The 24,792-nt window shown below is 71.6% G+C and carries 25 protein-coding genes and 5 pseudogenes; 18 read left to right on the top strand and 12 right to left on the bottom strand.

The features are described 5' to 3' along the window. Positions 1–7 precede the first annotated feature (7 nt). Positions 8–412 (top strand): hypothetical protein, encoded by a 405-nt coding sequence (locus tag AMETH_RS22195; RefSeq protein WP_017983355.1) that lies wholly within the window; start codon positions 8–10, stop codon positions 410–412. Continuing rightward, complete coding sequence (locus AMETH_RS22190) at positions 409–1,776, top strand: tripartite tricarboxylate transporter permease (protein ID WP_017983354.1); 1,368 nt, start codon at positions 409–411, stop codon at positions 1,774–1,776. Before AMETH_RS22195 ends, AMETH_RS22190 begins: the two co-directional genes overlap by 4 nt. A 96-nt stretch (positions 1,777–1,872) precedes the next feature. On the opposite strand, the gene AMETH_RS22185 is transcribed toward AMETH_RS22190, so the two are convergent. Next, the gene (locus AMETH_RS22185; protein WP_017983353.1) at positions 1,873–2,097 is read right to left on the bottom strand and encodes a hypothetical protein; all 225 of its coding nucleotides are present in this window, start codon (positions 2,095–2,097) and stop codon (positions 1,873–1,875) included. Positions 2,098–2,229: 132 nt separating this feature from the next. Here AMETH_RS22185 and AMETH_RS22180 point away from each other — a divergent pair. Then, a pseudogene (locus tag AMETH_RS22180) lies at positions 2,230–3,122 on the top strand (SDR family NAD(P)-dependent oxidoreductase). A 48-nt stretch (positions 3,123–3,170) separates the two neighbouring features. Here the strand turns inward: AMETH_RS22180 and AMETH_RS22175 are convergent. Further along, positions 3,171–4,988, bottom strand: coding sequence for an NAD(P)/FAD-dependent oxidoreductase (locus AMETH_RS22175; protein ID WP_017983352.1), 1,818 nt, complete (start codon positions 4,986–4,988; stop codon positions 3,171–3,173). 148 nt (positions 4,989–5,136) lie between these two features. Between AMETH_RS22175 and AMETH_RS22170 the strand changes: the two genes are divergently transcribed. The 5 genes and pseudogenes from AMETH_RS22170 (at position 5,137) to AMETH_RS22150 (ending at position 9,308) form a co-directional block, all read left to right on the top strand. Continuing rightward, on the top strand, positions 5,137–6,303 hold the full coding sequence (locus AMETH_RS22170; protein WP_017983351.1) for a helix-turn-helix domain-containing protein: 1,167 nt from the start codon (positions 5,137–5,139) through the stop codon (positions 6,301–6,303). A 39-nt stretch (positions 6,304–6,342) separates the two neighbouring features. Continuing rightward, entirely contained in the window at positions 6,343–6,753 is a 411-nt protein-coding gene (locus AMETH_RS22165; protein WP_017983350.1) for a PPOX class F420-dependent oxidoreductase, read from the top strand. After that, complete coding sequence (locus AMETH_RS22160) at positions 6,746–7,720, top strand: sigma factor (protein WP_323806957.1); 975 nt, start codon at positions 6,746–6,748, stop codon at positions 7,718–7,720. The genes AMETH_RS22165 and AMETH_RS22160 overlap by 8 nt, the downstream gene beginning before the upstream one ends. A 23-nt stretch (positions 7,721–7,743) precedes the next feature. Further along, positions 7,744–8,544: an alpha/beta fold hydrolase gene (locus AMETH_RS22155; protein ID WP_026153253.1), complete on the top strand. Its 801-nt coding sequence runs from the start codon at positions 7,744–7,746 to the stop codon at positions 8,542–8,544. A gap of 37 nt (positions 8,545–8,581) precedes the next feature. After that, positions 8,582–9,308, top strand: a pseudogene (locus AMETH_RS22150) (class I SAM-dependent DNA methyltransferase). A 2-nt stretch (positions 9,309–9,310) separates the two neighbouring features. On the opposite strand, the gene AMETH_RS40650 reads toward AMETH_RS22150, so the two are convergent. After that, positions 9,311–9,535 (bottom strand): hypothetical protein, encoded by a 225-nt coding sequence (locus AMETH_RS40650; protein WP_026153252.1) that lies wholly within the window; start codon positions 9,533–9,535, stop codon positions 9,311–9,313. Positions 9,536–9,570: 35 nt separating this feature from the next. After that, positions 9,571–10,350, bottom strand: a complete 780-nt coding sequence (locus AMETH_RS22140) for an IclR family transcriptional regulator (RefSeq protein WP_223842907.1) — start codon at positions 10,348–10,350, stop codon at positions 9,571–9,573. 115 nt (positions 10,351–10,465) lie between these two features. Between AMETH_RS22140 and AMETH_RS22135 the strand changes: the two genes are divergently transcribed. Beyond that, positions 10,466–10,843, top strand: coding sequence for a VOC family protein (locus AMETH_RS22135; RefSeq protein ID WP_026153251.1), 378 nt, complete (start codon positions 10,466–10,468; stop codon positions 10,841–10,843). Positions 10,844–11,357: 514 nt separating this feature from the next. Next, on the top strand, positions 11,358–12,743 hold the full coding sequence (locus tag AMETH_RS22130) for an MFS transporter (protein WP_017983345.1): 1,386 nt from the start codon (positions 11,358–11,360) through the stop codon (positions 12,741–12,743). A gap of 223 nt (positions 12,744–12,966) precedes the next feature. Here AMETH_RS22130 and AMETH_RS22125 read toward each other — a convergent pair. Then, positions 12,967–13,660, bottom strand: a pseudogene (locus AMETH_RS22125) (SDR family oxidoreductase). Between the two features lie 5 nt (positions 13,661–13,665). Continuing rightward, positions 13,666–14,874, bottom strand: coding sequence for a thiolase family protein (locus AMETH_RS22120; protein ID WP_017983343.1), 1,209 nt, complete (start codon positions 14,872–14,874; stop codon positions 13,666–13,668). A 113-nt stretch (positions 14,875–14,987) separates the two neighbouring features. Here AMETH_RS22120 and AMETH_RS22115 point away from each other — a divergent pair, with 113 nt between their 5' ends. Together AMETH_RS22115 and AMETH_RS22110 are read left to right on the top strand one after the other, a co-directional pair. Then, positions 14,988–15,551, top strand: coding sequence for a TetR/AcrR family transcriptional regulator (locus AMETH_RS22115; protein ID WP_026153250.1), 564 nt, complete (start codon positions 14,988–14,990; stop codon positions 15,549–15,551). A gap of 95 nt (positions 15,552–15,646) precedes the next feature. Next, on the top strand, positions 15,647–16,525 hold the full coding sequence (locus AMETH_RS22110; RefSeq protein ID WP_017983341.1) for a universal stress protein: 879 nt from the start codon (positions 15,647–15,649) through the stop codon (positions 16,523–16,525). 18 nt (positions 16,526–16,543) lie between these two features. On the opposite strand, the gene AMETH_RS22105 is transcribed toward AMETH_RS22110, so the two are convergent. Genes AMETH_RS22105 through AMETH_RS22095 form a run of 3 tightly spaced genes read right to left on the bottom strand, consistent with a single transcriptional unit; the run spans position 16,544 to position 17,809 of the window. Beyond that, complete coding sequence (locus tag AMETH_RS22105) at positions 16,544–16,963, bottom strand: hypothetical protein (protein ID WP_017983340.1); 420 nt, start codon at positions 16,961–16,963, stop codon at positions 16,544–16,546. A 49-nt stretch (positions 16,964–17,012) separates the two neighbouring features. Further along, complete coding sequence (locus tag AMETH_RS22100; protein WP_017983339.1) at positions 17,013–17,426, bottom strand: SRPBCC family protein; 414 nt, start codon at positions 17,424–17,426, stop codon at positions 17,013–17,015. After that, positions 17,423–17,809 carry a YchJ family protein gene (locus AMETH_RS22095; protein ID WP_017983338.1) on the bottom strand — a complete coding sequence of 129 codons (387 nt, stop codon included), beginning with the start codon at positions 17,807–17,809 and terminating at the stop codon, positions 17,423–17,425. The genes AMETH_RS22100 and AMETH_RS22095 overlap by 4 nt, the downstream gene beginning before the upstream one ends. A gap of 90 nt (positions 17,810–17,899) precedes the next feature. On the opposite strand from AMETH_RS22095, the gene AMETH_RS22090 reads away from it, so the two are divergent. From AMETH_RS22090 to AMETH_RS22075, 6 genes and pseudogenes are all read left to right on the top strand, one after another. Further along, positions 17,900–18,763, top strand: coding sequence for a p-hydroxycinnamoyl CoA hydratase/lyase (locus tag AMETH_RS22090; RefSeq protein ID WP_017983337.1), 864 nt, complete (start codon positions 17,900–17,902; stop codon positions 18,761–18,763). Positions 18,764–18,806: 43 nt separating this feature from the next. After that, positions 18,807–18,869, top strand: a pseudogene (locus AMETH_RS41645) (hypothetical protein); the annotation flags it as partial. A 61-nt stretch (positions 18,870–18,930) separates the two neighbouring features. Further along, a pseudogene (locus AMETH_RS41640) lies at positions 18,931–19,191 on the top strand (AMP-binding protein); the annotation flags it as partial. Positions 19,192–19,255: 64 nt separating this feature from the next. After that, on the top strand, positions 19,256–20,362 hold the full coding sequence (locus AMETH_RS41635; protein WP_267283444.1) for an AMP-binding protein: 1,107 nt from the start codon (positions 19,256–19,258) through the stop codon (positions 20,360–20,362). Positions 20,363–20,797: 435 nt separating this feature from the next. Beyond that, positions 20,798–21,838 carry a tryptophan dimethylallyltransferase family protein gene (locus AMETH_RS22080; protein WP_017983335.1) on the top strand — a complete coding sequence of 347 codons (1,041 nt, stop codon included), beginning with the start codon at positions 20,798–20,800 and terminating at the stop codon, positions 21,836–21,838. 20 nt (positions 21,839–21,858) lie between these two features. Then, complete coding sequence (locus AMETH_RS22075) at positions 21,859–23,244, top strand: tryptophanase (RefSeq protein ID WP_017983334.1); 1,386 nt, start codon at positions 21,859–21,861, stop codon at positions 23,242–23,244. Between the two features lie 156 nt (positions 23,245–23,400). Here the strand turns inward: AMETH_RS22075 and AMETH_RS22070 are convergent, their stop codons facing one another. From AMETH_RS22070 to AMETH_RS22060, 3 genes are read right to left on the bottom strand one after another with little or no spacing between them, the layout of a single operon-like run. Next, positions 23,401–24,000: a GTP-binding protein gene (locus AMETH_RS22070; protein WP_017983333.1), complete on the bottom strand. Its 600-nt coding sequence runs from the start codon at positions 23,998–24,000 to the stop codon at positions 23,401–23,403. Continuing rightward, a complete protein-coding gene (locus AMETH_RS22065) occupies positions 23,981–24,346 on the bottom strand; it encodes a DUF742 domain-containing protein (protein WP_017983332.1) in 366 nt (121 codons plus the stop codon). Before AMETH_RS22065 ends, AMETH_RS22070 begins: the two co-directional genes overlap by 20 nt. Beyond that, positions 24,346–24,771, bottom strand: coding sequence for a roadblock/LC7 domain-containing protein (locus tag AMETH_RS22060; protein ID WP_017983331.1), 426 nt, complete (start codon positions 24,769–24,771; stop codon positions 24,346–24,348). The genes AMETH_RS22065 and AMETH_RS22060 overlap by 1 nt, the downstream gene beginning before the upstream one ends. Positions 24,772–24,792 lie beyond the last annotated feature (21 nt).

Below are 24,792 nucleotides of genomic sequence, written 5' to 3'. Positions count from 1 at the left end.
GAAAGCCTTGGCACTCAACGACGAGAAGCCCTACGTCGTCGTCTGGAACGACGCCGTCGACCTGCGGCACCTGGCCGCGTCCATCGTGATCTGCGTGGCCGCCGGCCTGCCGGTCTTCCTCGGCGCGAAGGCGCTGTTCGGGGCACTGGTGGACACGCCGTCGCTGGCCGGCGGCTACGCGCTGCTGGCCGGCCTGGCCGCGTGCGTGCTCGCCGCCGCCGTGTGCGCCCGGCTGTTCCGTCCGAAGCGGACGTTCGGCGCCGAGCAGGCCGCGGACCGGGAGGCCGCCATCGCCGAACTGGAGCGCATGGGCGGCACCGCCGAGGCCTTCGCCGACCTGGCGCCGCGCGTGCGGGCCGAAATGGCCGAGCTCGGCCTGGTCCGGGAGACCGCCCAGGAGGTGCGGGCATGACCCCGGACCTGCTGTGGGCCCTGGGCATGGGCCTGCTCGGCGCGGTCGTCTTCGCGGCGATCGGACTGGTCTCCGGCACCGACGAGACCTCCACCCTCGCGCCGGTCACGCTGCTCGTCGTGCTCCTCGGAGTCCCGCCGGCCGGGGTGCTGACGTTCTTCATCGCCGGAGCCGTCAGCAAGCACATGACCCACGCGATTCCCACCACGCTGCTGGGCATCCCGGGCGACACGACCGCGGTGCCGCTGCTCGACGACGCCACCGCGCTGCGCCGCCTCGGCGCCCCGCACATCGCGCTGCGCAAGGCACTGGCGGGCGGGCTCGTCGCCGCCCTGATCGCGGTTCCGGTCGCGGTCGGCGTCGCGTCCCTGCTCGCCCCGCTGGCCGGTCCGATCAAGACGGTGGCGCCGTTCGTGTTCGGCGCCGCCGCGATCTTCGTCGGCTACTTCTCGCCGGGCCGGTGGGCTAGCGTCGCCGCGATCGTGCCGTTCGCGCTGCTGGTGACCGGGCTCAACACGGTCGCCACCGACCAGCTCGACAAGAGCCTGTCGATCAGCTTCTTCCTCGGCATCGCGATCGGTCCGCTCGTGGTGGACCTGCTGATCGCGTCGTCCCGCAGCGGGCGGCGCACCTTGGAGCGCACCGGGCCGCGCCCGTTCTGGCTCGCGCCGGACGGCGGCACCGGACGGCGGTGGATCCCCAACCCGCTGCGGATCCTGGACCGCAGGCAAGCGGCGGCGACGGCCGCCGCGGCCGGGGTCACCTCGACCACGTTCATGCTCAGCCCGGTCGCCGCGACCGTGCTCGCCGGCGAGATCACCGGCTCGCGGATCAAGCACCCGTACCGCAGGCTGACCACGCTGATGGCGGTCAAGAACGGCACCACGGAGTCGACCTACCTGGCCGAGACGCTCATCCCGCTCGTCGCCTTCGGCCTGCCGCTGAGCCCGGTCGCCGCGGGGCCCGCGGCCGCGTTGTTCAACGCGCCGCCGGTGTACACGGTCAAGGGTGCGGACGGGGGCGTGCACAACCTGCACACCCTGCTCAGCTCGTGGCAGTTCCTGGTGTTCAGCCTGCTCGGCGTCGTCATCGCCGGGCTGGTCGTGTACCCGTTCGCGATGCGCTACGCGCGGGCCGCCAGCGGCTGGGTCGCGCGGCGGATCAGCCACGAGGCGCTGATCGGCGCGTTCGTCGCGCTGATCGCCGTGGTGGCCTGGTACGAGGGCGGGCCGCTCGCGCTCGCGGTGAGCCTGACGGTCGGCGCGGTCGGCGGACTGGCGAACCGGATGCTCGGCATGACCTCCGGCGTGCAGTTCATGGCCTACTACGTCGCCGTGCTGCTGGTGCCGATCGTGCTCGGCTGAGACGTGAAATGCCCCGCCGCAGGGGCGGCGGGGCTCAGGAAGAGATCGCGGATGTTCCGGGCGTCGTCCCTCCTTTCGTCGCGGACCAACGGTTTTTCACGAGCGCGGAGGCGAGCGCTGGCGTCGCCAGAGCTGGGAGGTCCGTGCGGCGCGGGCCGGACGACCGGCCGGTTCGGGGAGCGGCATCCGGGGCGGTTCCGGCCGCTTGCGCGAGGTTTCGCCGAAGTTGGCGTCGATGATCGCGGTGAACTCGTCCCGCAGCCAGTCCGGGTCGTCGCACACCAGGTCGGCGAACCCGAGCTGCTCCAGCACGTCCGGCATCGCGAATCACTCCCGGGGGAGGTCCTGCGTCCACACCGCTGACAGTGATATATGTAGGTCGCACTGTAGATTCAGTCAAGTCCCCGATTCAGGTTTGCGCTGGAGCGCGCTCCAGCACCTAGCGTCGGCGCCATGACCACGGCACAGCACCCCATCGGATCCGGCTTCGGCGCGTCGACCACCGCCGCGGAGGTCCTGCGCGGGATCGACCTGTCCGGCAGGCTCGCGATCGTCACCGGCGGCTATTCCGGCCTCGGCCTGGAGACCACCCGCGCGCTGGCCGGCGCGGGCGCGCACGTCGTCGTCCCGGCCCGGCGGCCGGACGCGGCCAAGGCGGCGCTGGGCGACCTGGCCGAGGTCGACGAGCTGGACCTGGGCGACCTGGACAGCGTGCGGGACTTCGCCGGGCGGTTCACCTCGTCCGGGCGCCGCATCGACACCGTGATCAACAGCGCCGCGATCATGGCCTGCCCGGAAACACGCGTCGGCCCCGGCTGGGAGGCCCAGTTCGCGACCAACCACCTCGGCCACTTCGCGCTGGTGAACCGCCTGTGGCCGGCGATCGCGCCGGGCGCGCGGATCGTGTCGGTGTCCTCGCGCGGCCACCACTTCTCCGGCATCCGCTGGGACGACATGTGGTTCGAGCGCGGTTACGACAAGTGGCAGGCCGGTGCACCCGGGGCAGCATCCTGACCCCGCTGCAGCGGCACATCCCGCTGGCGGAGCAGATCGCGAACGGCTGGGTCGACGAGAACGGCACCCCGGTCGCCGACTGGTTCAAGACCCCCGAGCAGGGCGCGGCGACGCAGGTGTGGGCCGCGACGTCGCCGCGGCTGGCCGGGATGGGCGGCGTGTACTGCGAGGACTGCGACATCGCCGAGCCGGCCTCGGGTGAGCCGCTCGCGTCCGGCCCGGGCCGCCCGGCGATGTTCCTCGGCGTCCGCGACTACGCCACCGACCGGGAGCAGGCCGCGCGGCTGTGGGCGATGTCCGCGGAGCTGACCGGGGTGAACGCGTTCGCGTAGGTGGAACCCGGGGCCCGGCCGCCCGTCGAGGGCCGGGCCCCGGAAGCTTCACGACAGGTGGTGCACCTCCTGCAGCCCGTACACCGGCGTCGGGATGCCCTCGTACCGGGCCTTCAGCTGCAGCGCCAGGTACAGCGAGTAGTGCCGGGACTGGTGCAGGTTCCCGCCGTGGAACCACAACCCCGGCTGCTGGGTCGGCTTCCACATGTTCCGCTGCTCGCCCTCCCACGGGCCGGGGTCCTTCGTCGTCCCCGAGCCGAGGCCCCAGCACTTGCCGACCCGGTCGGCCATCTCCTGCCCGGCGATGTCGGCGACCCACCCGTTCATCGACCCGTACCCGGTCGCGTACACCACCAGGTCGGCCTCCAGTTCGGTGCCGTCGGCGAGCACCACGGCGTCGCGCGTCAGGTGGTCGACCTGGCCGCGTACCAGTTTGATGTCGCCGTTCGCGACGAGCTCGGAGGCGCCGACGTCGATGTAGTAGCCGGAGCCGCGCCGCAGGTACTTCATGAACAGGCCGGACCCGTCGTCGCCCCAGTCGTGCAGGAAACCGGCCTTCTCCAGGCGGTCGTAGAAGTCCGCGTCGCGCTGCTTGATCTGCTGGTACACCGGGATCTGGAACTGGTGCATGATCCGGTAGGGCAGCGACGCGAACACCATGTCGGCCTTGTCGGTGGTCATCCCGTTCGCCACCGCGCGCTCGGAGTACAGGTCGCCGAGACCGATCTCCATCAGCGAATCCGACTTCACCACGTGGGTGGAGGACCGCTGCACCATCGTGACGTCCGCGCCGTGCTCCCACAGCGCCGCGCAGATGTCGTGCGCCGAGTTGTTCGAGCCGATCACCACGGCCTTCTTGCCCGCGTAGGCGTCCGGGCCCGGGTGCTGCGAAGAGTGGTGCTGGTCGCCCTCGAAGACATCCATCCCGGGGAACGACGGGATGTTCGGCTTGCCCGACATGCCGGTGGCGAACACGAGCTGTTTCGGCGTCAGCACGACTGTTTCACCCGCGCGGTCGACGGTGACCGTCCACTGTGCCGTGTCCTCGTCGTAGGAGGCGGACTTCACCTCCGACCGAGTCCAGTACGGCACGTCCATCACGCGGGTGTACATCTCCAGCCAGTCCGCGATCTTGTCCTTCGGCGCGAACACCGGCCAGTTCTCCGGGAACGGCAGGTAGGGCAGGTGGTCGTACCAGACCGGGTCGTGCAGGCACAGGCTCTTGTAGCGCTTGCGCCACTGGTCGCCGGGACGTTCGTGGCGGTCCACGACCAGCGCCGGCACCCCGAGCTGCCGCAGCCGCGCGCCGAGCGCGATGCCACCCTGCCCGCCGCCGATCACCACCACGTAGGGCTGGCGCTCGTACCCGAGCTCCTTCTTCTCCAGCTCGCGCTCCTCGGCCCACACCCGGCGTCCCCGGATGACGCCGTGCCGCACCCCCTTCGGGCGGCGTTCGCGTTGCGGTTCCTCGAAGCCCTTCAGCTCGCGGAGGCTGGTCAGGAACGTCCAGGCGCCTTCGTCGGTGAGCCGGAGGTGGCCCTTGCCGCGGCCGGTGGCGGTCTCGAATTCCAGCCACGCCTCGACGACCCCGTCGGCCTCGGTCGGGGTCTCGGTGGTGCGGAAACCGGACGGATCCGTGCCGTCCAGGCAGGCGGACAGCATGTCGGCGACGCCTTCGCGGCCTTCGACGGTCTTGATGTTCCAGGTGAACGCCACCAGGTCGCGCCAGAAGCTTTCGACCGCGAACATGCCCGCCGCCGCCTCGACGTCGCGGGCGGCCAGCGCGGCCTCGAACCGCTCCAGCCAAGCGTCGACGCGCGCCTGCGGCGACCGCGCCGGCGCCTCCCGGTCGATTGTCTGTGTCATCGCCACTCCTCCTCGCCGTTGGGGATGTAACACCGATCACAGCGTGGCGGTCGGGTGGCCGGCAACGGTTGCAGCGAATTGCACGCCTTGGCGAGCGCGTGAGCGGCACCTATGCTCGATCGTCGACGCAGTGGTGCGGAGGTGGACCGTGAGCGTGCCCGGCGCAGTCCCGCCTGGCTGCAGCCTGCCCGCCTACGCCCGCGACCTGGTCCGCATGCACGACGCCGTGATCGCGGGCGGCCGTCCGCCGCTGCGGCCGCGTGACGTGGTGTCCCGGTCCTGGGAACGGGTCCTCGGGCTCGGGCTGAAGGCCGACGGGCTCAACACCCGGGACTGGCTGAGCGAGGACGAGCTGGCCAGGAGGCGGGAGAACTCGCCGCTGCGGGACGCGGTCGGCGACCTCAAGCAGGTGCTCGGCGGGATGCCGCACGTGCTGCTGGTCGTCACCGACGCCGACGGCGTCATCCTGTGGCGCGAAGGCACGTCCCGCGTCCGTCGCCATGCCGACGACCTCGGGTTCTTCGAGGGTGCGGAGTGGACGGAGGAACGCGTCGGCACCAACGCGATCGGCACCGCGCTCGCCGAGGCAGCCCCGGTCGAGCTGCTCGCGGGCGAGCACTTCGAGCAGAACCAGCACCCGTGGTACTGCACGGCGTCGCCGGTGCACGATCCGCGCACCGGCGACCTGCTCGGGGTGATCGACGTGAGCGGCCCCGCGCTGACGCTCCACCCGGCCATCGGGGCGCTGGTGGAGACCGGCCGCAGGCTCGCCGAGGCGCAGATCTGGCGCTGGCACCAGCGGCGCCTCGACCGGTTGCGGCAGGTGGGCGAACCGCTGCTGGCCACCGGGCCCGCGCTGCTGGTCGACGACCACGGCTGGGTCGCGGCAGGCGCCGGAGTGTCGGTGGGCGACCGCATCGCGGCGCCGTCCGCGGGCGAGCCGATCGCGGTGCCCGGGCTCGGCGCGTGCCTGCCCGAGCGGCTGGCCGAGGGCTGGCTGATCCGTCCGGCCGGACCCGACCGGCGGGTGACGCTCGACCTCGACCTCACGCACACCCCGCTGCTGACGCTGCAGGGCGGCGACACCGGCTGGCGGCGCAAGGTGACCCGCCGCCACGCGGAAATCCTCGTGCTGCTGCACCGCGCCGGGCAGGCCGGGCTGTCGGCGGAGGCGCTCAGCCGCGCGTTGTACGGCGACGCCGAGCACATCGTCACGGTGCGTGCGGAGGTTTCGCGCCTGCGCCGGCTGCTGGGCGCGCTGGTGGACACGCGCCCATACCGGCTGGCCGAGGGCGTGCGCATGACGGTGCGCTGAGACCGATTCCTTTCCGGCCGCCCGCGAGTCGGTACCGGTATGACACTGCCCGAAACCGTCCGCCGCCTCGTCGGCGCACCGCACTTCGCGATCGTCTCGACCAGCAATTCCGACGGCCGTCCCCAGTCCTCGGTCGTCTTCGTCAAGTGCGAGGACGACGGCACGATCGTGTTCAGCACGCTTCGCGGCCGCCGCAAGACCCGCGACCTGGTGCGCGATTCGCGGCTCAGCCTGCTCGTGGTGTCCCGGGTGACCGGCCACTACGCGGAGGTGCGCGGCCGCGTGGAGATCACCGCCGATCCGGGGAAGGAGCTGCCGGTGGTGATGTACCAGCTGTACATGGGCGGGCAGGAGCCGCCGCCGGAGCCGGACGCGGACCGCGTGGTCGTGCGGATCTTCCCGGAGCACGTGAACCTCTTCCCACCGGCGAAGGTGGGGCAGAGTGCTTGACGTGGGAACCACCGAGGACGGCTTCGCCCGCGTGGCGGAGCCGTTCCGCGCCGAATTGCTGGCGCACTGCTACCGGATGCTCGGCTCGCTCGACGACGCCGAGGACCTGGTGCAGGAGACGTATCTGCGCGCGTGGCGGTCGTTCGGCGCGTTCGAGGGGCGGGCGTCGGTGCGCACCTGGCTGTACCGGATCGCGACGAACGTGTGCCTGACGGCGTTGCGGGGCCGCGGGCGGCGGGTGCTGCCGTCCGGGCTGGCGCCGCCGTCGGACGATCCGGCCGCGGCGCCCGGTGAGGCGGCCGGCGGTGGCGTGGCTCCAGCCGATCCCGGTGGACCCCGCGGCGGCGGCCGAATCGCGGGAGGGGGTGCGGCTGGCGCTGATCGCGAGCCTGCAGTGCTGCCACCGCGGCAGCGGGCGGTGCTGATCCTGTGGGATGTGCTGGCCTTCCCGGCCGCCGAGGTCGCCGGGATGCTCGGCCTGACGGTCGCGGCGGTGAAGAGCGCGCTGCAACGGGCCCGGGCGAGCCTGGCGGAGGTGGCCGCGCCGGAGGAGCCGGCGGAGCCGTCCGCGCCCGAGGCGCGTGCGCTGCTGGAGCAGTACATGGCGGCGTTCGAGAAGTCCGATGTCGCGCTGCTGGAACGCGCGCTGCGCCAGGACGCCGCGCTGGAGGTGGTCGGGTCGCCGACGTGGTTCGCCGGCCGCCGCACCTGCCTGCCGTTCCTCGAGAGCCCCGCGATGATCGGCAAGCCGGGCGAGTGGCGCATGCTGCCGACGACGGCGAACGACCAGCCGGCCGCGGTGACGTACCGCCTCACCGGCGGCGCGCACCGCGCATACGGCCTCGCGGTCCTCACGGGGACCGCCACGGGCATCGCGAAGATCACCGTCTTCGGCGAGCCGTCCCTGGTGCGGCGGTTCGGCTTCCCGGATGTCCTCCCACCGCGGGCCCGTTCGTCGGCACACTGAAACCCCCGGTGAAGGAGGACGGCATGCACACGGTCACCTCGGCGGACGGGACGCCCATCGCCTACGAGCGGGACGGCAGCGGGCCGCTCGTCGTGTTCCTCGGCGGCGCCTTCAACGACCGGACGGCGTGCGCGCCCGTCGCGGAGGTGCTGCGCGACCGGTACACCGTCGTGTGCGTCGACCGGCGCGGGCGCGGGGACAGCGGCGACGTCATTCCGCCGCACCAGGCCGCGACCTACCGGGTCGAGCGCGAGGTCGAGGACCTGAACGCCGTGCTCGCGGCCGAGGGCGGGCCGACCGCGGTGTTCGGCTTCTCCTCAGGTGGCATCCTCGCGCTGCACGCCGCGGCCGCCGGGGCGGCGATCACCCGCGTCGCGCTCTACGAGCCGCCGTTCGCGCTCGGCGGTCTGGCCGGCTCGGCCCGCGACCTGGCGGGGAAGCTCGCCGCGCTGATCGGCGACGGCAGGCGCGGTGACGCGGTCGCGACGATGCAGATCGAGGGCATCGGGCTGCCGCCGGAGACGGTCGAGCAGATCCGGCGCTCACCGATGTGGCCGCAGCTGGAGGCCGTCGCGCAGAGCCTGGTGTACGACGCCACGCTCACGGCCGCGCCGAACCTTCCCACCGCGGCCATGCGTGCTCTCGATCTGGACGTCCTCGTCCTCAGCGGCAGCGAGACTTGGCCCGGCCTGCGCGAAGCCGCCCGGGCGCTGCCCGCGTACCTCGGCCGGGCGAGGTACGCCGAGGTCCCCGGCGGCGCCGGGCACGGCATCCCCGCCGAGGCGACGGCGAAGGTGCTCGACGAGTTCCTCGGCGGAAAATAGCGGGCACCGCCGCGGCGTGCCGCGCTACCGTCCGGACATGGAGGACGGTCACTTCGGTGAGGACGTCGCCGCGACGTACGACCAGTCGGAGGGGCCGGAGTTCGAGCCGGCCGTGGTGGCGGCGACGGTCGGGTTCCTCGCCGGTCTCGCCGGCGACGGCGCGGCCCTCGAACTCGGCATCGGCACCGGCCGGATCGCGCTGCCGCTCGCCGCGCGTGGCGTGTCGGTGCACGGCATCGACCTCTCCCGCGCGATGGTGGCCCGCCTGCGCGCGAAGCCGGGTGGCGACGCGGTCGGCGTGACGATCGGTGACTTCGCGACAACTCGGGTGCCGGGCGAGTTTTCGGTGGCCTACCTGGTCTTCAACACGATCATGAACCTGACCACCCAGGCGGAACAGGTCGCGTGCTTCCGCAACGCCGCCGCGCACCTCCGGCCGGGCGGGTGCTTCGTGATCGAGGTCGGGGTGCCCGCGCTGCGGCAGCTCCCACACGGCCAGACCGTCGTGCCGTTCCACGGCGGCGCGACGAACTGGGCCTACGACGTGTACGACGTGGCCACGCAGGCGATGAGCTCCAATTACGTCGACGTCACCGGCGGCCGCGGCGCGTTCCGGTCGATCCCGTTCCGCTACGTCTGGCCGTCGGAGCTCGACCTGATGGCCGAGATGGCCGGGATGCGCCTGCGGGAGCGGTGGTCGGACTGGGCGCGCGAGCCGTTCACCGGGGAGCCGCAAGCACGTCTCGGTCTGGCAGAAGCCCTGAATTCACTCGCCGCGCATCGAGCGGCGGATCTCCTCCAGCTTGTCGCGCGCGGCGCGGTCCCGGTCGGCCAGCTTCTCGTCGAACGCGGACGCCTCCGTGGTCTCCCCGGCCAGCTCGGTCGAGCCGAGGGCTGTCGCGTAGCGGTTCTCGATGCGGTCGCGCACGAAGTCGAAGCTCGGCACGCCGGATTCGGTGTAGTCGCCCTCGGGCGTGGTTTCGTCGGGCATGGCGCCCCCTCTCTCGTCCCTGCCCATTGTGCTCCTCAGTAGACGAGCTGGTTCGCGATCTGCGCCGCGGAGTGCCGCAGCATCGTCGTCAGCTCCAGCTCACGCGGCGAAACGCCGGCGGCCGGATCGGGGTTGAACCGGAACAGGGGACCGGTGAGCGCGAGGCTGCACAGCACGCGGCCGGTGGCGCGCGGGATCGGCACCGCGAGCGCGGCCAGGCCCTCCTCGGACTCGCCGGTGTTGCGTCCGAAGCCCTCCGCCCGCACGCCCGCAAGCTCCCGCCGGAGTGCGGTGCGGGTGTGCAGGCCGGCGTCGGTCGCGCCGGTCAGTTCCTCGTCCGGGTACAGCTCGGCCAGCTGGTCGTCGGTGAGTTCGGCGAGCAGCACCTTGCCCGCGGCGGACACGTGCGCCGGCATGCTCAGGCCGACCCGGCTCGCGACGCGCATCAGCAGCGGCGATTCGACGGCGGCGACGAACTTCACCCGCGCGCCGGCCAGCACCGAGATGTGCACGGTCTCCCGCGATTCGTCGCGCAGCTGCTGCATGAGCGGGTACGCGACCTCCAGGCAGTGCTCGACCGCCTGCGTCTCGCTGGACATGGTCATCGACGGGCCGATGCGGTAGCGGCGGCCGCCGTGGGTCTGCTCGGCGAAGCCGTGGTGCTGCAAGGTGGTCAGCAGGCGGTGCGCCGTGGACGGGCCGACGCCGAGGTGCCGCGCCGCGTCCGTCACCCCGACGTCCTCCTGGGCGCGGAGCAACAGCACCAGGCGCAATGCGTTCGAGACGGACTGCAATGTTGGTGAATTTTCCCCCATGGAGGAACGTTACCACGGTTATTCCGCGTTCCGTACGCTGTCTACTGTGGACTCCTGAGGGGGGTCCGGAACGTGGCGGCCGGAAATTGTCGGTGGTGCCGGTTAGCCTTCGCGCATGCTGGATCATCTCGGAGTTCAGGTGGCCGACGTCGAGGCTTCCGCCGCCCTGTATCAGCGCGTGTTCGGGCCGATCGGGTTACGGGAGGCGATGCGTTTTCCCGCGGGCGACAGTGTGGTGGTGGGGATGGCCGGGCCGGACGGCAATCCCGACTTCTGGCTGAGTTCCGCGGGCGGCGCGGAAACCCGCGAGTTGCACGTGGCCTTCCGAGCGCCCGGCAGGGACGCGGTGGACGCCGTGCACGCCGCGGCCGTCGAGGCGGGTGTCGAGGTGCTGCACGCGCCCCGCGAGTGGCCCGAGTACCACCCGGGTTACTACGCGGTGTTCCTGCGCGACCCCGATGGGCACAACGTGGAGGCGGTGCACCACGGCTGACAGCAAACGAGCAGCACGAGGGAGGAGAGAATCATGAAGCCGCACGTGTAGTGCCTGAGCGCGCTGCACCACCGTGGTGCGGGGATCGCCGCGATCCTGCGACCGGTGGTACAGCCGGAAACCGTGCCGCCTGGAACCCACGCGCAGCCGGAATGGTCAGGGCTCGGAGGCGCGCGGCCGGGAAACGCCGCGCTGTCGATCACAGCCAGTCCTGCCGTGGGATGTGCGGGGCCGGACAGTGCTGGACCGCGGGTGATGGCTGTGGCGGAGTGCGGGCGGCCGGACAGTACCGGGTGGCGGCTCGTGATGCGTGCCGTGGTGGAACGCGGGTGGCCGGGAAGCGCCGGATCGCGGGTCCTAGTGCTCTGGCGCGTCCACTGTGGACATCGTGGACGCGCTCGGGATCGAGGCCGTCTTGGCGAAGGCTGGCGTGCGGAGCAGGGGACAGCAGGCGGCTCACCTCATGGGGCTAGTGAAATCCGCAGATTGAGATATGCTGTTCGGCTAGTGAAACATGCCGAAGTCGAGGTCTCGAGGAGACGGCGCCGGCGGTGGCGAGCACCGCGACCGGACGCCGTCGCATTCCCCCCCCCGGTACCTGGTTCTCAGCCTGATCTTCATCATCACCGCGATCAACTACGCCGACCGCAGCAGCCTGTCGATCACCGGCAGCAGCATCTCGGCCGAGCTCCGCTTCAGCACGGTCCAGCTCGGCTACATCTTCTCCGCCTTCAGCTGGGCCTACGTGCTCGGCCAGCTGCCCGGCGGCGTGCTGCTGGACCGCTTCGGCGCCCGCCGCATCTACGCGCTCAGCCTCGCGCTGTGGACGGTCGTGACCGCCGCGATCAGCCTGGTCGGCCTGATCACCACGCCGGTGCTGGTCGCGGTCACCATCGTGTTCGCGCTCCGGCTGCTGCTGGGCGTGTTCGAATCGCCGGCGTTCCCGGTGAACGCGCGCGTAGCGAACACCTGGTTCCCGACCGCCGAACGCGGACGGGCCACCGCGGTGTTCAACTCCGCGCAGTACTTCGCGACCGCGTTGTTCGCCCCGGTCATGGGGTGGATCACGCACGAGCTCGGCTGGCGCTGGGTGTTCGTCATGCTCGGCGTGCTCGGGCTGACGCTCGCCGTGGGGTGGTCGCGCTGGATGGACTCGCCGCGCCACCACCGCCGCGTGACCCCGGCCGAACTGGACACCATGACCACCGGCGGCGCGCTGGTCGACCTCGACGAAGCGTGCACCCGGGCCGAACAACGCGTCCCGCTGGACCGGCGCACGATCGCGAAGATCTTCTCGACGCGGCCGCTGTGGGGTGTCTACATCTCGCGGTACGCGGTCAACGCGCTCACCTACTTCTTCATCACGTGGTTCCCGGTCTACCTGGTCGAGGGGCGCGGGTTGGCGTTGCTGGAGGTGGGGTTCGTGGCCGCGCTGCCCGCGCTGTGCGGGTTCGCCGGCGGCCTGGCGGGCGGGTTCGTCTCGGATGCCCTGCTGCGCCGCGGGGCCTCGCTCACCGCGGCGCGCAAGATCCCGTCCGTGACCGGGATGGCGCTGGCCACCAGCTTCGCGCTGTGCAGCCTGACCGACAGCAGCGCGCTGATCGTCGCGATCATGACGCTGGCGTTCTTCGGCAAGGGCCTCGGCGCCCTCGGGTGGGCGATCACCACCGACATCGCGCCGCCGCAGGCGACCAGCTTCGTCGGATCCACGATGAACGCCTTCGGCAACGCGGCGGGCATCGTGACGCCCATCGTCATCGGCTACACCGTGCAGGCGACCGGTTCCTTCGACACCGCACTGTGGTTCGTCGCCGCGCACGGTGTCCTCGCCCTCATCGGGTTCGCCGTGATGGGCAAGATCAAGCGCATCGAGTTCGACACCAGGGAGAAGACCGCATGAGCGCCACCCTTGACCGCATCAGCCGGGTCCGGATCTCGTCCGTGACGCTGCCGCTGGCGACCCCGATCAGCGACGCGAAGGTCCTTACCGAGAACGGTCTGGAGGGCGTCGGGTTCGGCACTCGAAGCGGGCGGGGCGGCCCCGGCGGCGCCGGCGACGAGCACGCCGCCACGCAGCACAGCAGAACGGGCAACACGAACCGGAATCCCCCATGCGGCGCAGGTTACCGCTCGAACGCGGCCACCGGTCCGGCGAGCCCCGCCTTGACGCCGCGGCTCAGCTCGTCGCCCAGCACCTCCTCCTGGCCGTTCTCCACGGCGTCCAGGACCTGCCGCGCGAGGTCCTCCGGCGCCACCTTCGGGCCGTCGACGTGCGCGGCCATGTCGGTGTCCATGTACCCGACGTGCACCCCGACCACCAGCGTGCCCTGCCGGCGCAGCGCCCAGCGGGCGGAGTTGGTGAACGACCATGCCGCCGCCTTCGCCGCGCTGTAGTCGGCCGTCACCGGCGGCGCCAGCCACGACAGCACCGACAGCACGTTGACCAGCGCGCCCCCGCCGTTGCGGCCGAGGATCGGCGCGAAGGCACGGGAGACGTTGACCGGGCCGAAGAAGTTGGTCTCCAGCACCGTCCGGGCCGCGTCCAGGTCCGGCGCGGTCAGCAGCGAGCCGTTGCTACCGACACCCGCGTTGTTGATCACCAACGTCGTGTCGGCCGCCAGCTCCGCCGCCGCGGCGACCGACGCGGGGTCGGTGACGTCGAGCCGGACCGGCGTCAGCCGCGGATCGGTGATGCTCCGGGTTGCGGGCCGCGGCGTAGACGGTCTTCGCGCCGCGGTCGAGGAGAGCGGTGGCGAGCACGCGGCCGAGTCCGCTGTTGGCGCCCGTCACGAGCGCGATCGAACCGGCGATTTCCATTGTCCTCAAATCCTTTCGATGATGGTCGCGTTGGCCGTGCCGCCGGCTTCGCACATGGTCTGCAGGCCGAAGCGGCCGCCGGTGCGCTCCAGCACCCCGAGCAGGGTGGTGGCCAGCCGCGCGCCGCTCGCGCCCAGCGGGTGCCCGATCGCGATCGCGCCGCCGTCGACGTTGACCTTCGCCGGATCCGCGCCGGTCTCGGCGAGCCAGGCGAGCACGACCGAGGAGAACGCCTCGTTGACCTCGAACGCGTCGATGTCCGAAAGGGACAGTCCGGCCCGCGCGAGCACCTTGGCGGTGGCGGGGATGATCCCGGTCAGCATGTAGACCGGGTCGTCGCCGGTGACCGTCGCGGTGTGGATCCGGGCCCGCGGCCGCCACCCGCGCTGCCGCGCGATCTCGCTGGTGGTGAGCACGAGCGCGGCCGCGCCGTCGTTGACCGGGCTGGAGTTGCCCGCGGTCACCTTCCAGTCGATCTCGCCGAACCGCCCGGTCCAGTGCTCGTGCGCGAACGCCGGGCGCAACCCGGCCAGCACCTCCAGGCTGGTCCCGGGCCGGATCGTCTCGTCGACGTCCAGCTGCGTGACCGTGCCGTCGGCGGCGGTGACCTTCAACGGCGCGACCTGGCCGGCGAAGTGCCCGTCGCGCCACGCGGCGGCCGCCCGCTGGTGGCTGGTCACCGCGAACTCGTCCAGCTGCGTGCGGGACAGGTTCCACTTGCGGGCGATCAGGTCGGCCGCCACGCCCTGCGGGATGAGCCCGCCGGGGTAGCGCTTCTCGACCGAGGGGCCCCGCACGTCGGCGCGCACGCCGTCGACGTTGGCCGAGCTGCCGATCGGCACGTGGCTCATCGACTCGACACCGGAGGCGACGACGATGTCGTAGGCGCCCGCGACGATCCCCTGCGCGGCGAAGCTGAGCGCCTGCTGGCTGCTGCCGCACTGGCGATCGACGGTGACGCCGGCGACCGAATCGGGGAAGCCCGCGGCCAGCGCCGCGAACCGGGTGGTGTTCCCGCTCTGCTCGCCGACCTGCCCGACGGCGCCGCCGATCACGTCGTCGATCTCGGACGGGTCGAGACCGGGCACGCGTTCCACCGCGCTGCGCAGCACGTGGGCGTGCAGCTCGACGGGGTGCACCGCGGCGTAGGCGCCGGTCGGCTTGCCCTTGGCGACGGGGGTGCGGACGGCCTCGACGATGACGGCGTCCCTCATGGTGTGCTCCCTTCTGCGGACCGATCGGTCCCGGACCGGTCGGTCCGAGCATGCGCCGCTGATCACAGGCCTGTCAACGGCGGTCGGACCGATCGGTCCGTTATCCTCGGCGCATGGCGCGCACGGCAGCACCGGGAACTCGCGAGCGGATCCTCGACGTGGCGACCGCGCTCTTCTACACCGAGGGGATCCGCGCGGTCGGGATGAGCCGGATCATCGGCGAGGTCGGCTGCGGGAAGAACCTGCTCTACGGGCACTTCCCCAGCAAGACCGACCTGGTCGCGGCCTACCTGGACCGGTTCCGCGAGTGGCGCGACCGAGCCGAAACCGCGGCGCTGCGCGAGGCGGGCGACGATCCGGCCGACCGGCTGGTGGCGCTGGTCGAGGAGATCGCCGGTCGGCTACGGCGGCCGGACTTCCGCGGCTGCCCGTTCCGCAACCTGCTCACCGAGTTCCCTGGCGGTGACGACCAGCCGGAGCGGATGGCGCGGGAGTACCTGGAGCAGACGCGCGAGCTGGTCGGCCGTCTGGCGCGGGAGACCGGCGTGGCCGACGCGGAGGGCCTGGCGGACCGGGTGTGGCTGATCATCGACGGGCTGTACGCGAGCGGGTTCCGGGAGCGGGCCGCGGACATCGCGCCGGAGATGGTGCGGGAGGCCATCGCCGCGGCCAGGTGAGGGCCGGAAGTCCCCGCCGCCGGTGACCATGGACCGCAGCCGCGGCGACCACGCGCGCCTAGCGTCGGTTCCGGCCCGACCTGGTGGAGGAACTGATGGACAGCAACGCGATCGTCGTCGGCGTGGACGGTTCCGACGAGGCGGACCGGGCGCTGCGCTGGGCGGCGGGCACGGCCGCGCGGCGCCGCGAGCCACTGCACATCGTGCACGGGTTCGCCCCGATGGCCGGCTTCTACGGTGCCGGGCTGCCGGTGCTGCGCGAGGCCTACGAAGCGTTCGTGCAGGCGGCCGACGACCTGCTCGCCGCCGCGGAGCGGACCGCGCGGGAGGCCGGCGGGCCCGGGTTGACGATCACCGCGGGGAAGCTGCACGAAGCCGGGCCGGTCGCGTTGATCGAGGCCTCGCGCACGGCCCGCACGGTGGTGCTGGGCTGTTCCGGCACCGGCGGCTTCACCGGGATGATGGTCGGCTCGACGACCGTCGAGGTCGCCGCGCACGCCCGCTGCCCGGTGGTCGTGGTCCGCGGCCGGGACGAGGCGACGGGCCCCGTGGTGGCCGGCGTCGACGGCAGCGCCACCAGCGAGCGCGCGCTCGCGACAGCGTTCGAGGAGGCGTCCTGGCGGGGCGTGCCGCTGGTGGCTGTGCACGTCTGGGCCGACGCCGACGTCGCGGGACCTCCGGGCACGGTGCCGTTCCTGGTCGACTGGTCCGAGATCGAGCAGGACGCGCAGCGGCTGCTCGCCGAGCAGCTGGCGGGGTGGCAGGAGAAGTACCCGGACGTGGTCGTAGAGCGGGTCGTCGCGCGGGACCGGCCGCGGCACCAGCTGCTGAGCTGGAGTGAGCGGGCGCAGCTGGTCGTGGTCGGCAGCCGTGGCCGGGGCGGCTTCCGCGGCCTGCTGCTGGGCTCGACGAGCCAAGCCCTCATCCACCACGCGCACTGCCCGGTGATGATCGTGCGCCCGGAAGCCGTATAACGAATTATCTCCGGCGGCTTAGGAGCGCGTCGTCCGGACCGTCGAGGTCGGGCCGATGACGATCGGCGGCCTGGTGTCCTCAGTGGACGGGGTGTAGGTGCTCAGCGGCGGGCGGGGGTGCGGTTCCATCGCCCGCCGCCGGGCCACCTCGTCGCTGTCGGTTTCGCGGGTGGCTGCCGTCGAGTGCGTGCGGCTCGTCGTGGTGCGGGTGCGCGTGGTGCTCACGGTGCTCACCTCGGACGGCGCCGGGGTGACCTCCACGACGGGCGCGACCACAGCGGTCGGCGGCGGGGCGGCGCTCGTCGCGGCCGGGCGCGCCTCGGCTGGTGCGGGCGGCGTGGGGGCCGGGGACGCGAGCGAAACCGTCACGATCCCGGCGGCGCCGGTGGCGAGCGTGAGGACGGCGAGCGCCGGGCGCGGCCAGGATCTGGGGGACATCGAACCTCTTCCGGGTGATCGGGAGGAAACGTATCACCCGGACGGGGGTTCAGCCCGCGGACACCAGGTTCGCCAGCCGGTCCAGCGACTCGTCCAGCCGCCGCTCGACGTCGTCGGCGGCGCTGCCGCCGTGGGCGGCCAGCTGGTCGCCGTGGAAGGACAGGTGCAGCGTGGCGTAGCTGGAGCCGCCCTCGGCCGAGGACACCTGCAGCCAGCCGCTGTAGTCGGCGCTGCCGCGGCGGCCCCACTCCAGCCGCAGTTGCTCGCGGCGCGCGCCCAGCACGCCGGGCGCCTCGTACTCGCCTGCCGGGTCGTGCACGTCGACGTCCACGCCCTCGGGTTCGGCCGGGTGGACGGTGATCACGCCGGGCAGCCACTCGTCGAGCCGGTTCACGTCGGCGGCCACGGTGAACACCCGCTCCGCCGGGGCCGGCATGGCGCGTTCGCGTTCGAACTCGGTCATGCCCGGCGGGCTACCCGCCGCGGCCGCGTGTACACCCAGCGGCCGTCCACCCGGGTGAACTCGCTGTCCTCGTGCAGCGAGCCGGGTCCGTCCGGGGTGCGGTAGTGGGCGCGGAACTCCACGGTGCCGTCGGTGTGGAACGGGCTGCCGCCGGTGGTGGCCAGCACCTCCAGGCGCGTCCAGCGCTGGTCCGGGTCGAGCCGGATCGTGGCCGGGCGGGTGTCCGGGTGCCAGCTGGCGAGCAGGTACCCGACGTCGCCGACGGCGAACGCGCTGAACCGCGCGCGCATCAGCCGTTCCGCGGTCGGCGCCGCGGACTCGCCGCGGTGCAGCGGCGCGCAGCAGTTCTCGTACGTCTCACCCGACCCGCAGGGACACCTCATGCCCCCGATTGTCCCGGCCGGGTCCGGCTTGACTGAGCCGCCCGTTCCTTGCTATCCCTATATCAGAACTACTGATATAGGGAGCGATGGATGAACACGGCGGCCGGCAACGGGCGGGTCCGGACGGAACCGTGGGGCGACACGGTTCTGGTCGAGTTCGACGAAGGCATCGCCTGGGTCACGCTCAACCGGCCGGACAAGCGCAACGCCATGAACCCCACCCTGAACGACGAGATGGTGCGGGTGCTGGACCACCTGGAGGGCGACGACCGCTGCCGGGTGCTGGTGCTCACCGGCGCGGGTGAGTCGTTCTCCGCGGGCATGGACCTCAAGGAGTACTTCCGCGAGGTCGACGCCACCGGCAGCACCGCGGTGCAGATCAAGGTGCGGCGGGCCAGCGCGGAGTGGCAGTGGAAGCGGCTGGCGAACTGGAGCAAGCCGACGATCGCGATGGTCAACGGCTGGTGCTTCGGCGGCGCGTTCACCCCGCTGGTGGCCTGCGACCTGGCCTTCGCCGACGAGGACGCGCAGTTCGGGCTGTCCGAGGTCAACTGGGGCATCCCGCCGGGCGGCGTGGTCAGCCGGGCGCTGGCGGCGACCGTGCCGCAGCGCGACGCGCTGTACTACATCATGACCGGCGAGCCCTTCGACGGCCGCCGCGCGGCGGAGATGCGGCTGGTCAACGAGGCGCTGCCGGCCGACCGGCTGCGGGAGCGCACCCGCGAGGTGGCGCTGAAGCTCTCCTCGATGAACCAGGTGGTCCTGCACGCCGCGAAGACCGGGTACAAGATCGCCCAGGAGATGCCCTGGGAGCAGGCCGAGGACTACCTCTACGCCAAGCTCGACCAGTCGCAGTTCGCCGACAAGGCAGGCGCCCGCGCCAAGGGGCTGACCCAGTTCCTCGACCAGAAGTCCTACCGGCCCGGCCTGAGCGCCTTCGACCCGGAGAAGTAGTGCGCACCAGGGCCTGGGCTCGTGGCCGGTGCGCCGCGCCAGGATGAGCCCGCACGCGACAGCCGTCCGGCACGGCGGGACGGCGCTGACCTACGCCGAGCTGTCCCGCCGCGTCGCGCGGCTCGCCCACGGGCTCCGGGCCGCCGGGGTCCGCCCCGGCGACCCGGGTGGCCTACCTCGGGCCGAACCACCCGGCCTACCTGGAGACCCTGTTCGCGTGCGGGCAGGCCGGCGCGGTGTTCGTGCCGCTGAACTTCCGGCTGGGCGTCCCGGAACTAAACCACGCGCTGGCCGACTCCAGCGCGTCGGTCCTGATCCACACGCCGGAGCACGCGGAGACGGTCGCGGCGCTCGCCGGGGACCGCCTGCTGCGGGTGCCCGCGGGCGAACTGAAGGCCGCGGACGACGAGCCGCTCGACCTGCCCGTCGGCCTCGACGACGTGTGCCTGCTGATGTACACCTCGGGCAGCACCGGGCGCCCCCAAGGGCGCGATGCTCACTCACGGCAACCTCACCTGGAACTGCGTCAACGTCCTGGTGGAGACCGATCTGGCGAGCAGCGAGCGGGCCCTGGTCGCCGCGCCGCTGTTCCACCCCGCCGCGCTCGGCATGGTGTGCCTGCCCACCCTGCTCAAGGGCGGCACCCTGATCCTGCACTCCGCGTTCGACCCCGGCGCCGTGCTGTCCGCGCTGGAAGAGGAGCGGGTCACGCTGGTGTTCGGCGTGCCGACGATGTACCAGGCGATCGCCGCGCACCCGCGGTGGCACAGCGCCGACCTGTCCAGCCTGCGGACCCTGCTGTGCGGCGGCGCGCCGGTGCCCGCCGACCTCGCCGGCCGATACCTCGACCGTGGGCTCGCGTTCGTGCGGGGCTACGGGATGACCGAGGCCGCGCCGGGCGTGCTGGTCCTGGACCGCGCGCACGCCGCGGAGAAGATCGGCTCCGCCGGGGTGCCGTCGTTCTTCACCGACGTGCGGGTGGCAGGGCCCGTCCGGCGAGCCGGTGCCGCCGGGGGAGAAGGGCGAGATCGTCGTCAGCGCGCCCAACGTGATGAGGGCTACTGGGGCAGGCCGGAGGCGACGGCCGAGGTGCTGCGCGACGGGTGGTTCCACTCCGGCGATGTGGCCACTGTGGACGGTGACGGGTACTTCCACGTCGTCGACCGGCTCAAGGACATGATCATCTCCGGCGGGGAGAACATCTACCCGGCCGAGGTGGAGAACGAGCTGTACGGCTACCCGGGGGTGGAGGCGTGCGCCGTGATCGGCGTGCCGGACCCGCGCTGGGGCGAGGTGGGCAAGGCGGTCGTCGTGCCCGCCGCGGGGAGCCGCATCGACGGCGGTGAACTGCTGGCCTGGCTGCGCACCCGCCTTGCCGGGTACAAGGTGCCCAAGTCGGTCGAGTTCACCGACCGGCTGCCCACGACCGGCGCCGGCAAGATCCTCAAGGGCGAGGTCCGCCGCCGTTTCGGGTGCCCTCGGGGACCGGCGCGGCCTGCTGCTCTCCGACCTCGACGAGGGGGTCACCGACGACACAGCCGCGCTGGTGCTCACCGTGCCCGGCTGAGCGCGTCTTCCGGGCCATCGAGGCCATCGTGACACTCCGCTGATCAGGTGAACATTGTTCTAGACGGGTGGTCGCCGCCGGCATCCCGCCGAACGGCCGTTCCCGCGTTGCTCCTGCTCGTCTACTGTGGACGGTGTGGTACAAAGTGACGTGGATCGCACCCGGTAAGCGTTTTCCCAGGTTGGGCCGGGTGGGCTTGTTTGCCGTGGCGGCGGTTGCGCGCGGGCCGATCGCGAAAACCGTGCCGTGGCAGCGAACCAGGAGGACAGCGGCGGGTGGTGACTGACCGTGCGGCCAAGATCACTCCTCCAGCGGTACGTCTTGCCGGAAAGATGACGTTATGTTGGACGACGGTCTGTCCCCCGCCTAGTCGAGCAGTTGCTCGCCAGACCGTCGGAGTGAGTGTGAACGTCGCCCCTGTGACCCTATTCGACCATGCCCGGAGACAGCTCGGAGAACTCTGCAGGGTGGCAGGCTTTCCCGATGGCGGCCGCGATGCCGTCGACGTGCTGCGGGAACTCCTCGGCGCGGCGGGCCGCCGCCCGCTGACCGAGCCGCCGCTGTGGCCCTCGGACGTCGCGGACGACGCGACCCCGGTGGAGTTCTCCGTCGCATTCGACGAGAGCGGCGACCGCGCGGTGCGGATCCTCGGCGAGACCATAGCCGAAAACCCCGGCCCCGCGGCGAACATCGAGGCGGCGAAGCGCTTTCTCGCCCACATGGCGCAATGGTTCGACCTTCGGCTGGACCGGTTCGCCGCGGTCGAGGACCTGTTCCTCGTCGACCGGCCACAGGGCAAGTTCACGTTGTGGTTCTCGGTGATCCTGCGGCCCGGCCGGGCGCCGGCGCTGAAGGTCTACTTCAACCCGCTGGTGCGCGGGCAGGGGGCGGCGCGCGGGCTCGTCGCGGAAGGGCTGCGGCGCCTCGGGTTGAGCGACGCGTACGACACGGTCGCCGAGCACGCGCTCCTGCGCGGTTCCGCCGACCAGTTCTCGTTCTTCGCGCTCGACCTCGACGACGGGCCGCTGTCCAGGGTCAAGCTGTACATCTCGCACGACTCGGCGGACTCGGGCACGGTGGAACGAGCGGCCGGAGCGGTCGAGGGCGTGGACCCGTTGCTGGTGCGCGATTTCCTGACCACCGCGGGCGGCGGCCCCGGCCCGTACGCCGGGCGGCCGCTGATCTCCAGTTACTCCTTCGTGGAGGCCGACGCGGGCCGTCCCGGCAACTACAGCCTCTACCTGCCGATCCGTGACTACGTCCCGGACGACGCCGTGGCGCGTGAGCACGTGCTCGCCCACTTCGCGCGGTCCGGGTTGCCGGGCGCGGAGCTGGACCGGGCGATCGCCGCGGTGACCGGCCGCCCCGCGGCGGCCGGTGTGGGGCTCATCGCGCACGTCTCCCTGCGTCTCGGCCGGTTCGGGTCGGGAACGACGGTATATCTTTCGTCCGAGGCCTACGCCGTGCAGGCGCCCCGCGGGCGGGTCAGCGCCTCGGCCACGTTCTGAACTGGGAGGAAGAAGCCAGCATGAAGTCGTTCCCGCCGTACCGGGTGCAGGTTGTCAAGGCGATACCGATCACGACCCGGGAGGAGCGGGAGGAAGCGCTCGCCCGCGCCGGCTACAACATGTTCGATCTGCCTGCGAACATGGTGACGATCGACCTGCTGACCGACTCCGGCACGGGTGCGGTGTCCGCCGCGCAGGAGGCCGGCGCCGCGGCGGCGGACCGTTCGTACGCCGGTTCGGACTCGTGGTTCCGGTTCAAGTCGGCGCTGGAGGACCTGACCTCGTTCCCGCACCTGTTCCCGGTGCACCAGGGCCGGGCGGCGGAGCGGATCCTGTTCTCCACCGCGTTGAAGCCGGGGCAGATCTCGCTGTCCAACACGCACTTCGACACCACGCGGGCGAACGTGGAGCTGGCCGGCGCCGAAGCGCGGGACCTGCCTTGCCCGGAAGCGGCCGACCTGGACAGCCGGGATCCGTTCAAGGGCAACATCGACCTCGGCGCGCTCGAGGAGACGCTGTCCGGCCCGGACGGTTCGCGGGTCGGGCAGGTGCTGATCACGATCACCAACAACGGCGGCGGCGGGCAGCCGGTGTCGATGGCGAACCTGAAGGCCGTGCGCGCGTTGTGTGACCGGTTCGGGGTCCCGTTCTTCCTCGACGCGGCGCGGTTCGCGGAGAACTCGTGGCTGATCATCCAGCGGGAGAACGGTTACGTCGGCAAGACGCCGAAGGAGGTCGCGCAGGAGACGTTCGCGCTCGCCGACGGTTTCGTCGCGAGCCTGAAGAAGGACGCGATCTCGCCGATGGGCGCGGCGATCGGCGTGCGGGACGAGCAGCTGGCCAAGCAGTGCGAGGCGATCCTCATCGCCACCGAGGGTTTCCGCACGTACGGCGGCCTGGGCGGGCACGACCTGGAGCGCGTCGCGCAGGGCCTGCAGGAGGTCGTGGACCCGGACTACCTGCGCAACCGGGCCGAGGAGACCGCGCACTTCGCCCGGCTGATCAACGAGGCCGGGGTGGACATCGTGCAGCCCGCCGGGGTGCACGGCCTGTACCTGAACGCCGGGCGGCTGCTGCAGCACATGCCGCCGCACGGCTTCCCCGGACACGCGCTGGCGTGCGAACTGTACCTGGCGGGCGGCATCCGGTGCGCCGAACTGGGTTCGCTGTACCTGGGCACCTTCGACGACGAGCACAACCTGATCTCCCCGGCGCCGTTCGAGTTGGTGCGGCTGGCTATTCCGCGGCGGACGTACACGCTGGCGCACCTGGAGTACGTGGCCGATGTGCTCGCCTCGATCGCGAAGAACCCGGAGTCGGTGCCGGAGTACCGGGTCACGCATGCGCCGCAGTTGTTGCGGCACTTCAATCTGAAGCTGCGGCAGGTTCCTCGCACGGTTTCGTAGGCGCTACGCGCGTATCTCGGGCGCTGGCTTCGCTTCGCCACGCCCTGATTTGAGCCGCGCGATTTTTCAGAACTGGGCTAACGAAAGACAGCGCCAAAAGAAAGGGCCACCCCGTCACCGAAGAACGGGGTGGCCCTTCCTATCCCGGGCGAAGGCTCAGGCGCGAGCCAGCTCCGACTCGGCGGGCAGCCGGCTCATCGCGTACCGCACCAACCGGATCAGCGCCAGCTTGCTCGATTCCCGCGAACGGGCGTCGAAGAACATCACCGGCACTCCGGGAGCGATGGCGAGCGCCTTGCGGATCTCGTCCTCTTCGTAGTCGTCCGAGTCCTCGAAGCAGTTGACCGCCACGATGAACGGGATCTTGCGGCGCTCGAAGAAGTCGATCGCCGCGAAGCTGGAGTCCAGGCGTCGCGTGTCGACCAGCACCACGGTGCCGATGGCGCCGAGCGCGAGCTCGTCCCACATGAACCAGAACCGGTCCTGCCCCGGCGTGCCGAACAGGTACAGCACCGTCTGCGGGGAGATGGTGATGCGGCCGAAGTCCAGCGCGACCGTGGTGGTGGTCTTGCGTTCCACCCCGGTGAGGTCGTCGACGCCCGTGCTGGCCTCCGTCATCACCTCCTCGGTGGACAGCGGGACGATCTCGCTCACCGACGCGACCATGGTGGTCTTGCCGGCGCCGAAGCCGCCCGCGATGACGATCTTGACGGGCGTCGGGATGACGCCCCCTTCTTCAGAGCTTGTTGAGGCCATCGAGCACCGCCTGGAGTAGTTCGCGATCGGGGGCCTTGGCCGGCTGCGACGGCGAACGGACGATCACGGCGCCCCGTTCGATCAGATCGCTGCACAACACCTTGACCACGGCGAGAGGGACCTTGACGTACACGGCAATTTCAGCGACCGACAACGGCCGCTGGCACAACTCGAGGATCGTCAGGTGCTCCGGAGTCAACCCGATCGGGTCGTGGTTGCCCCGGATGGCCATCACCTGCGTCGCCACGTCGAGCTTGATGTCGACGGACGGGATCCTGCCCCGTGTGATGGCGTACGGCCGGATCAGCGGCCCGGCCGCTTCGTCGTACCACTGGTCGTCCGCCATCAGTTGTGCTCCGGAACGAACCTCGCGGCATCCCGGGGAGCCGACGTCATGTAGTCACCGACGCGCTTGACGAGGCGGCTCATCTCGTAGGCGATCATCTCGACGTCGACCGTCTCCTCGGCGAGGATCGCCAGGCACGCGCCCTGACCCGCCGCGCAGACGAAGAGGTAACCCTCGGCCATTTCGATGAGGGTCTGCAGCACCGGCCCGCGCTGGAAGTGCTTGCTGGCGCCCTTGGCGAGGCTCTGCAGGCTGGACGCGATCGCCGACAGCTGGTCGGAGTCGTCCTTCGACAGGTTCGCGGACTTGCCCATGAGCAGCCCGTCGGCCGAGAGGACCACGGCGTGCTGCGCCCCGACGACGCGGTCGACCATGTCGTCGAGCAGCCAGTTCAGGTCGACCTTGGAGTTCTCGTTCTCGTTCATCGATGAGGTTCGACTTCCCTC

This window comes from Amycolatopsis methanolica 239, assembly GCF_000739085.1.
Lineage (GTDB): Bacteria > Actinomycetota > Actinomycetes > Mycobacteriales > Pseudonocardiaceae > Amycolatopsis_E > Amycolatopsis_E methanolica.
The sequence above is the reverse complement of the archived record's forward strand: the minus strand, read 5'-3'. Positions and strand labels throughout refer to the sequence as shown.

Bases quoted from the DNA above. Each gene is read 5' to 3' on its own strand.
- AMETH_RS22140 (WP_223842907.1), bottom strand. From the start codon at position 10,350: ATGGGGGAAAATTCACCAACATTGCAGTCCGTCTCGAACGCATTGCGC.
- AMETH_RS22130 (WP_017983345.1), top strand. From the start codon at position 11,358: ATGCCGAAGTCGAGGTCTCGAGGAGACGGCGCCGGCGGTGGCGAGCAC.
- AMETH_RS22095 (WP_017983338.1), bottom strand. From the start codon at position 17,809: ATGAGGTGTCCCTGCGGGTCGGGTGAGACGTACGAGAACTGCTGCGCG.
- AMETH_RS22105 (WP_017983340.1), bottom strand. From the start codon at position 16,963: ATGTCCCCCAGATCCTGGCCGCGCCCGGCGCTCGCCGTCCTCACGCTC.
- AMETH_RS40650 (WP_026153252.1), bottom strand. From the start codon at position 9,535: ATGCCCGACGAAACCACGCCCGAGGGCGACTACACCGAATCCGGCGTG.
- AMETH_RS22135 (WP_026153251.1), top strand. From the start codon at position 10,466: ATGCTGGATCATCTCGGAGTTCAGGTGGCCGACGTCGAGGCTTCCGCC.
- AMETH_RS22165 (WP_017983350.1), top strand. From the start codon at position 6,343: ATGACACTGCCCGAAACCGTCCGCCGCCTCGTCGGCGCACCGCACTTC.
- AMETH_RS22175 (WP_017983352.1), bottom strand. From the start codon at position 4,988: ATGACACAGACAATCGACCGGGAGGCGCCGGCGCGGTCGCCGCAGGCG.
- AMETH_RS22060 (WP_017983331.1), bottom strand. From the start codon at position 24,771: ATGAACGAGAACGAGAACTCCAAGGTCGACCTGAACTGGCTGCTCGAC.
- AMETH_RS22110 (WP_017983341.1), top strand. From the start codon at position 15,647: ATGGACAGCAACGCGATCGTCGTCGGCGTGGACGGTTCCGACGAGGCG.
- AMETH_RS22155 (WP_026153253.1), top strand. From the start codon at position 7,744: ATGCACACGGTCACCTCGGCGGACGGGACGCCCATCGCCTACGAGCGG.
- AMETH_RS22075 (WP_017983334.1), top strand. From the start codon at position 21,859: ATGAAGTCGTTCCCGCCGTACCGGGTGCAGGTTGTCAAGGCGATACCG.
- AMETH_RS22190 (WP_017983354.1), top strand. From the start codon at position 409: ATGACCCCGGACCTGCTGTGGGCCCTGGGCATGGGCCTGCTCGGCGCG.
- AMETH_RS22120 (WP_017983343.1), bottom strand. From the start codon at position 14,874: ATGAGGGACGCCGTCATCGTCGAGGCCGTCCGCACCCCCGTCGCCAAG.
- AMETH_RS22100 (WP_017983339.1), bottom strand. From the start codon at position 17,426: ATGACCGAGTTCGAACGCGAACGCGCCATGCCGGCCCCGGCGGAGCGG.
- AMETH_RS22185 (WP_017983353.1), bottom strand. From the start codon at position 2,097: ATGCCGGACGTGCTGGAGCAGCTCGGGTTCGCCGACCTGGTGTGCGAC.
- AMETH_RS22090 (WP_017983337.1), top strand. From the start codon at position 17,900: ATGAACACGGCGGCCGGCAACGGGCGGGTCCGGACGGAACCGTGGGGC.
- AMETH_RS22115 (WP_026153250.1), top strand. From the start codon at position 14,988: ATGGCGCGCACGGCAGCACCGGGAACTCGCGAGCGGATCCTCGACGTG.
- AMETH_RS41635 (WP_267283444.1), top strand. From the start codon at position 19,256: ATGCTCACTCACGGCAACCTCACCTGGAACTGCGTCAACGTCCTGGTG.
- AMETH_RS22070 (WP_017983333.1), bottom strand. From the start codon at position 24,000: ATGGCCTCAACAAGCTCTGAAGAAGGGGGCGTCATCCCGACGCCCGTC.
- AMETH_RS22065 (WP_017983332.1), bottom strand. From the start codon at position 24,346: ATGGCGGACGACCAGTGGTACGACGAAGCGGCCGGGCCGCTGATCCGG.